Annotated in this window: 6 protein-coding genes; 4 read left to right on the forward strand and 2 right to left on the reverse strand. The window is 55.4% G+C overall.

Features of this window, described 5'->3' with window-relative positions:
• Positions 1 to 119: 119 nt before the first annotated feature.
• Positions 120 to 1,988: a low affinity potassium transporter Kup gene (gene kup / locus O1724_RS23145; RefSeq protein ID WP_463726342.1), complete on the reverse strand. Its 1,869-nt coding sequence runs from the start codon at positions 1,986 to 1,988 to the stop codon at positions 120 to 122.
• A 222-nt stretch (positions 1,989 to 2,210) separates the two neighbouring features.
• On the opposite strand from kup, the gene ravA reads away from it, so the two are divergent.
• Positions 2,211 to 3,707: an ATPase RavA gene (gene ravA / locus O1724_RS23150; protein ID WP_109948853.1), complete on the forward strand. Its 1,497-nt coding sequence runs from the start codon at positions 2,211 to 2,213 to the stop codon at positions 3,705 to 3,707.
• Positions 3,701 to 5,152: an ATPase RavA stimulator ViaA gene (viaA, locus tag O1724_RS23155; RefSeq protein WP_023315068.1), complete on the forward strand. Its 1,452-nt coding sequence runs from the start codon at positions 3,701 to 3,703 to the stop codon at positions 5,150 to 5,152. Before ravA ends, viaA begins: the two co-directional genes overlap by 7 nt.
• Here viaA and asnA read toward each other — a convergent pair whose 3' ends face one another.
• The gene (gene asnA / locus O1724_RS23160; protein WP_126297421.1) at positions 5,153 to 6,145 is read right to left on the reverse strand and encodes an aspartate--ammonia ligase; all 993 of its coding nucleotides are present in this window, start codon (positions 6,143 to 6,145) and stop codon (positions 5,153 to 5,155) included.
• Positions 6,146 to 6,296: 151 nt separating this feature from the next.
• On the opposite strand from asnA, the gene asnC reads away from it, so the two are divergent.
• Together asnC and mioC are read left to right on the forward strand one after the other, a co-directional pair.
• Positions 6,297 to 6,755: a transcriptional regulator AsnC gene (gene asnC, locus O1724_RS23165; protein ID WP_003862383.1), complete on the forward strand. Its 459-nt coding sequence runs from the start codon at positions 6,297 to 6,299 to the stop codon at positions 6,753 to 6,755.
• A gap of 90 nt (positions 6,756 to 6,845) precedes the next feature.
• The gene (gene mioC, locus O1724_RS23170) at positions 6,846 to 7,295 is read left to right on the forward strand and encodes an FMN-binding protein MioC (protein ID WP_003862381.1); all 450 of its coding nucleotides are present in this window, start codon (positions 6,846 to 6,848) and stop codon (positions 7,293 to 7,295) included.
• The last annotated feature ends 116 nt before the right edge of the window (positions 7,296 to 7,411 follow it).

Raw genomic sequence — 7,411 nt, forward strand, 5'->3', positions numbered from 1 at the left:
CTAAGTGAAATGCAGAGGAGGTAAATGCAAAACGGTAACCGTCAGGTTACCGTATTTTATGGTTGCGCCCTCTCCCTGTGGGAGAGGGTCGGGGTGAGGGCATCAGCCCGCACGGAGTCTTAAATCTCGACCTGCGTGCCCAGCTCAATCACGCGATTAGGCGGGATCTCAAACTGGTCAGGCGCACGCAGGGCGTTACGTTGCAGAATGAGATACAGCTTGCCGCGCAGGCGCAGATACCATGGGCGCTTGCCGATGATCAGCGACTCGTGGGACATAAAGAACGACGTCTCCATCATGCGGCAACTCAGGCCTTCCAGACCGCAGCGGTGGAACACCTCTTCCACGTTCGGCGTTTCGCGCCAGCCGTAGCTTGCCACCACGCGCCAGAAGGTTGGCGACAGCTGTTCAATCTGTACGCGACGCACGTTGTGAACGTACGGCGCATCTTCAGTACGCAGCGTCAGCAGGATCACGCGCTCGTGCAGCACTTTGTTGTGCTTGAGGTTATGCATCAGCGCAAACGGGATTACGTTCAGCGCGCGAGACATATACACCGCCGTGCCCGGCACGCGCACCGGTGGGGATTTCTCCAGCGAGGCGATCATGGCCTCCAGAGAGTTACCGTGCTCATGCATACGACGCAGCAGGCGGAAACGTTCGCTCTTCCACGTCGTCATCACAATAAACATCACCAGACCCAGCGTCAGCGGCAGCCAGCCACCGGAGACAATCTTGTCGAGATTCGCAGAGAACAGCGGCACGTCGATACAGAGGAAGCCAACCAGGATCAGCCCCACGAGGAACTTATTCCAGTGCCAGTTACGGTACGCCACGGTGGTGGAGAGAATAGAGGTCAACACCATCGTTCCGGTTACCGCGATACCGTACGCCGCCGCCAGATTACTGGAGTGCTCAAAGCTGACGATGACAATCACCACCGCGAAGTAGAGCAGCCAGTTGACGAACGGAATGTAGATCTGGCCAGACTCCATCTCTGAGGTATGGATAATGAGCATTGGGGAGAGATAACCCAACCGCACGGCCTGACGCGTCAGGGAGAATACGCCGGAAATGACAGCCTGAGAGGCAATGACCGTCGCCAGCGTCGCCAGGATCAGCATCGGAACCAGCGCCCAGTCCGGCGCCAGCAGGAAGAACGGGTTTTTAATCGCTTCAGGGTGTGCAAGCAGCAGCGCGCCCTGACCGAAGTAATTCAGCACCAGTGAAGGCAAGACCACGCTAAACCATGCGACGCGAATAGGGAGTTTCCCGAAGTGGCCCATATCCGCATACAGCGCTTCAACACCGGTAATGGAAAGTACCACCGCGCCCAGCGCCACAAACGACACCACTTTATATTCCAGGAAGAAATGCACCGCCCACAATGGGTTCAGCGCGTGCAGGACATCCGGGTTGGCGATAATACTGCGTAAGCCCAGCGCCGCCAGGATCAGGAACCAGGCCAGCATAATAGGCGCGAACAGCTTACCCACCAGCCCGGTACCGTGTTTTTGTATAGCAAACAGTAACGTCAGCACGATAATAGCGAGTGGCACCACCCACGTATCAAGCTGTGGCGCGACAATCTCCAGCCCCTCTATGGCCGACATTACCGAAATCGCCGGCGTAATCACGACTTCTCCATAGAAGAAGCTGCCGCCAATCAGGCCAATGATGACCAGCACGGAGGTCATTCTTGCAGACGTATTGCGCCCGGCAAGGGACATCAGGGTCAGAATACCGCCCTCGCCCGCGTTATCAGCCCGCATAACGAAAGAGAGATACTTAAGGGAGACCACCAGGATCAGCAGCCAGAAGATGAGCGAGAGGAAACCAAATACGGCGTCACGCTCTACACCAAAACCAAACTGACCGGACAGACATTCACGAAGCGTATAAAGCGGGCTGGTGCCGATATCACCGTAGACAACCCCGATCGCCGCAAGCGTTACTGCGGGTAATGATTGCTTATTATCAGTGCTCATAGACTAGTCTTTTCGTTTGAATAACAAATGTGTGCTTAGTCCCTTGGCCCACAAAAAGCGCACAGTATGCACGATTCAATGCAAAATCGTACCCCTAAATGCAGCCACATTAATGTAGCGCAAAGAAAATAGCGCCGCACTTCAGCCTATTACCAGGCCAGACCGAAACGTCTATACTCGCTTCAATTAGCCGCCACGACGGCGAAAGGATGCAAAACTATTATGGCTCACTCACATTTATTAGCAGAAAGAATTTCCCGCCTTAGCAGTGCGCTGGAAAAAGGCCTTTACGAGCGTAGCCACGCCATTCGTCTCTGTTTACTGGCGGCGCTGAGCGGGGAAAGCGTGTTTCTGCTGGGGCCGCCGGGCATTGCCAAAAGTCTGATCGCACGCCGCCTCAAATTCGCTTTCCAGAACGCGCGCGCATTCGAGTATTTGATGACGCGCTTCTCCACGCCGGAAGAAGTTTTCGGCCCACTCTCCATTCAGGCGCTAAAAGATGAGGGACGCTATGAACGTCTGACGGCGGGCTATCTCCCGGAAGCGGAAATCGTCTTTCTTGATGAGATCTGGAAAGCCGGCCCGGCCATTCTGAATACCCTGCTGACGGCAATTAACGAACGCCGATTCCGCAACGGCGCCAGCGAAGAGAAGATCCCCATGCGCCTGCTGGTGGCCGCGTCAAACGAATTGCCCGAAGCCGACAGCAGCCTGGAAGCGCTGTATGACCGTATGCTGATCCGCCTGTGGCTGGATAAAGTCCAGGATAAATCAAACTTCCGTTCTATGCTGGTAAGCCAGCAGGATGAAAACGAAAACCCGGTGGCAGCGTCATTGCAGGTCACGGACGAGGAATACCACCAGTGGCAGGAGGAGATCGGCAAGATAAAACTGCCCGATCCCGTTTTTGAGCTGATCTTCATGCTGCGCCAGCAGCTTGATTTACTGCCCTCCGCGCCGTACGTCTCCGATCGTCGCTGGAAAAAAGCCATTCGTCTGCTCCAGGCAAGCGCGCTGTTTAGCGGCCGCGATGATGTCGCTCCCATCGATCTGATCCTGCTGAAAGACTGCCTGTGGCATGACGCAGAAGGGATGAATCTGATGCAGCAGCAGCTGGACGTTTTGATGACCGGACACGCGTGGGGTCAGCAATCCATGCTTAATCAACTGGGGGCGATTGCTCAACGTCGCCTTCAGCTCCAGCAGCAGCAAAGTGACAAAACCGCGCTGAAGGTGAACCGTCTTGGCGGGATGTTTGCCCGTAAACCGCACTACGAACTGCCAGCCGGGCTGACTGACGCCTCGCTCACGCTTCTTCTTCAGCAGCCGCTGAAGCTTCATGATATGCAGGTTGTGCATGTGACTATCGAACGCGTTGCGCTGGTTCAGTGGCTGGATAAGGGCGGTGAGATCCGCGGTAAACTCAACGGTATCGGCTTTGCACAGCCGTTGTCGATGGAAGTCGACAGCAGCCAGCACCTTGTGATCCGCGACGTCAGCCTTCAGGGATCGCGCCTGGCGCTGCCGGGCACGGCCTCCGACACTGTGCCGGAGGAGATCAAACAGCAGCTCGACGCGCTGGATAACGAATGGCATCAGCAGCACACCCGCTTCAGCGAGCAGCAGAAATGCCTCTTTATCCATAGCGACTGGTTAGGTCGCATTGAAGCCAGCTTGCAGGATGTCAGCGCGCAGATTAAACAGGCGCGTCAATGCTAACGCTGGACACGCTTAACGTCATGCTGGCGGTTAGCGAGGAAGGGTTGATCGAAGAGGTCGTCATTACCCTGCTCGCTTCACCGCAGCTGGCGGCCTTCTTTGAAAAATTCCCCAAGCTCCGAAAAGCAATGACGGACGATCTTCCCCGCTGGCGCGATAACCTGCGCCAGCGGTTTAAGGAGACGGAAGTCCCGCCGGAACTGACAGAGGAAGTGGCTGGTTACCAGCAGTGCCAGCGGCTTTCAACGCCGCAGTTTATTGCCCAGCTACAGCAAACTCTGACGCTGCTTGATAACGTTCACTCCCCGTTTGCCAGCCAGGCCAGAGCGCTGGTCACGGACAACCCCAGCTTCACTCCCGCCCTGCATACGCTGTTTTTACAGCGCTGGCGACTGAGCCTTGTGGTCCAGGCCACGGCCCTCAATCAGCAGTTGCTGGACGAAGAGCGCGAACAGTTGCTCAGTGAGGTCCAGGAGCGAATGACCCTGAGCGGCCAGTTAGAACAGGTGCTGGTGGAGAATGAAAACGCCGCTGGTCGACTCTGGGATATGAGTGCCGGCCAGTTAAAGCGGGGCGATTATCAGCTGATCGTGAAGTACGGCGACTTTCTGGCGCAACAGCCGGAGCTGATGAAGCTCGCAGAACAGCTCGGCCGCTCCCGGGAGGCCCGGTCGGTCCCAAAGAAAGATGCGCCGATGGAGACCTTCCGAACGCTGGTACGCGAACCCTCCACCGTACCGGAGCAGGTGGACGGGCTACAGCAAAGCGATGACATCCTGCGCCTGCTGCCAACGGAACTCAGCACGCTGGGAATGACCGAACTGGAGTATGAGTTTTATCGTCGGCTGGTGGAAAAACAGCTCATTACCTATCGACTGCATGGCGAAGCCTGGCGCGAGAAGATCAGCCAGCGTCCGGTGGTGCACCAGGATTTTGATGAGCAACCGCGCGGCCCATTCATTGTTTGCGTCGATACGTCCGGATCGATGGGGGGCTTTAATGAACAGTGCGCAAAAGCGTTCTGCCTGGCCCTGATGCGCGTGGCGCTCGCCGATCGTCGTCGCTGCTACATCATGCTCTTTTCCAGCGAAGTGGTGGGGTATGAACTGACCAGCCCGCAGGGGCTGGAGCAGGCGATCCGCTTTTTAAGCCAGCGCTTTCGCGGCGGCACCGATCTGGCCAGCTGTTTTCGCAGTATCATTGAGCGCATGCAGGGCGGTGACTGGTACGACGCGGATGCGGTGGTGATTTCCGATTTTATTGCCCAGCGGCTGCCGGACGAGGTCGTGAATAAAGTGAAGGAGATGCAGCGCGTGCACCAGCACCGTTTCCATGCCGTGGCGATGTCTGCACATGGAAAACCCGGCATCATGCGCATCTTCGATCATATCTGGCGCTTTGATACCGGGTTGCGTAGCCGCCTGCTCAGACGCTGGCGACGTTAATTAAAGAAGAGAACCGACGCTCTCACGTACCTGCTGCGGCCAGACCCCACACTGCACCTGACCGATATGGGACAGTTGCAACAGCAGCATGGTCAGACGAGACTGGCCAATACCACCGCCGATGGTCTGCGGCATTTCACCGCGCAGCAGCGCCTGGTGCCATTCCAGTTGCAGACGATCCTCATCACCGGTCACGGCCAGCTGACGCTTCAGTGCTTCAGCATCCACGCGGATCCCCATTGAAGAGAGTTCAAACGCATCTTCCAGAACCGGGTTCCAGACCAGAATATCGCCGTTCAGACCAGCATATTCGCTTTCGCCCACTGTGCTCCAGTCATCGTAATCCGGCGCACGGACGTCGTGACGTTTACCATCAGACAATTTTCCGCCAATGCCGATCAGGAATACCGCGCCAAGCTCTTTGGCAATCGTGCGTTCACGGCCTTTGGCATCCAGATCCGGGAAACGGCTCAGCAACTCCTGACTGTGAACAAAGTGGATCGTTTCCGGCAGGAACGGTGCCAGACCAAACTCTTTGCTTACGGCCGCTTCGGTCGCTTTGATCCCGGCGTAGATCGCCTCAACGGTAGACTTCAGCGTGCCAACGTGGCGCTCGCCGTCACCCATTACGCGCTCCCAGTCCCACTGGTCAACGTAGACAGAGTGAATGGGGGAGAGGCGGTCTTCATCGGGGCGAAGGGCTTTCATATGCGTGTAAAGCCCTTCGCCCGCGCTGAAGTCGTGTTGTCCCAGGGTTTGACGCTTCCACTTCGCCAGGGAATGAACCACTTCGAACTGAGCGTCTGGCAGTGTTTTCACTTTTACCTGTACCGCTTTTTCGCAACCAGACAAGTTATCCTGCGTCCCGTCACCCACGCGGCTCAGAATCGGCGCCTGAACTTCAATAAGGCCAAGCTTCTCTTCCAGCTGGCGAGAAAAATGGGATTTAACGAAACTGATCTGGCGTTGTTTTGCGATGTAAGCGGTTTTCATTATTTATACTCCTGCGTCCTGTTGATACTGATTAAGCAACAGAACAGGCGCTTAATTCAATAACCCATCAACAAAAAGCCCCCTTCACTTTTGATTCGTTAAAATAAGACGCTAGAATAGAAGGAATCATTAATCTTCATAAGAAAAACCTATGGAAAATTATCAGATCGACAATCTGGACCGCGGCATTCTGGAAGCGCTCATGGCCAACGCACGCACCGCGTATGCCGAACTGGCGAAACAATTTGGCGTCAGCCCGGGGACCATTCACGTTCGCGTAGAGAAAATGAAGCAGGCCGGGATCATCACCGGCGCACGCATTGATGTCAGCCCGAAGCAACTCGGCTACGACGTCTGCTGCTTCATTGGCATTATTCTGAAAAGCGCCAAAGATTACCCCTCCGCGCTGGAGAAACTGAACGCGCTGGATGAAGTCACTGAAGCGTACTACACCACCGGGCACTACAGCATCTTTATAAAGGTCATGTGCCGATCCATTGACGCCCTCCAGCAGGTACTTATCAACAAGATCCAAACAATCGATGAAATTCAGTCCACTGAAACACTGATCTCCCTGCAAAACCCGATCATGCGTACTATCCGCCCGTGATCGGGCAATTTCATTCCCACATTTTCCACAGGTAGATCCCAGCTCGTTCAAAGCGTACAATGGACGCCTCTTTATCTGAGCGAGCGATCAATGGCGGACATTACTCTTATCAGCGGCAGCACCCTGGGCGGTGCGGAATATGTAGCGGAACATCTGGCTGAGAAGCTGGAAGACGCGGGCTTTTCTACACAAACGCTGCACGGACCGCTGCTGGAAGATCTCCCGACTGACGGGGTCTGGCTGCTGATCACCTCCACGCACGGCGCGGGCGATCTGCCAGATAACCTGCAACCTTTATATGACGAACTGCTGGAACAACAGCCCGATCTGTCAAACGTCCGGTTTGGCGCTGTGGGGATAGGTAGCCGTGAATATGACACTTTCTGTGGCGCCATAGAGAAAGTAGAAGCTGCGGTGACCGCCTGCGGAGCAAAACAGCTGGGTGAAACGCTGAAGATCAACATCCTCGATCATGATATTCCCGAAGATCCAGCCGAGATCTGGCTCGCGGAATGGAAAAATTTACTCAAAAACGATTAAAGATCGTGCGAACAGATGTGGATAACTCTGGTTAAAAGCTCGTATTAAGCCGTAGTTATCCAAATAACAACGTTGGTTTAGTTTTTGACCTGTGTATAAAGTGGCGATCTGATCCC

The sequence above is a fragment of the Enterobacter cloacae complex sp. HYC074_NIDB genome (assembly GCF_056673345.1).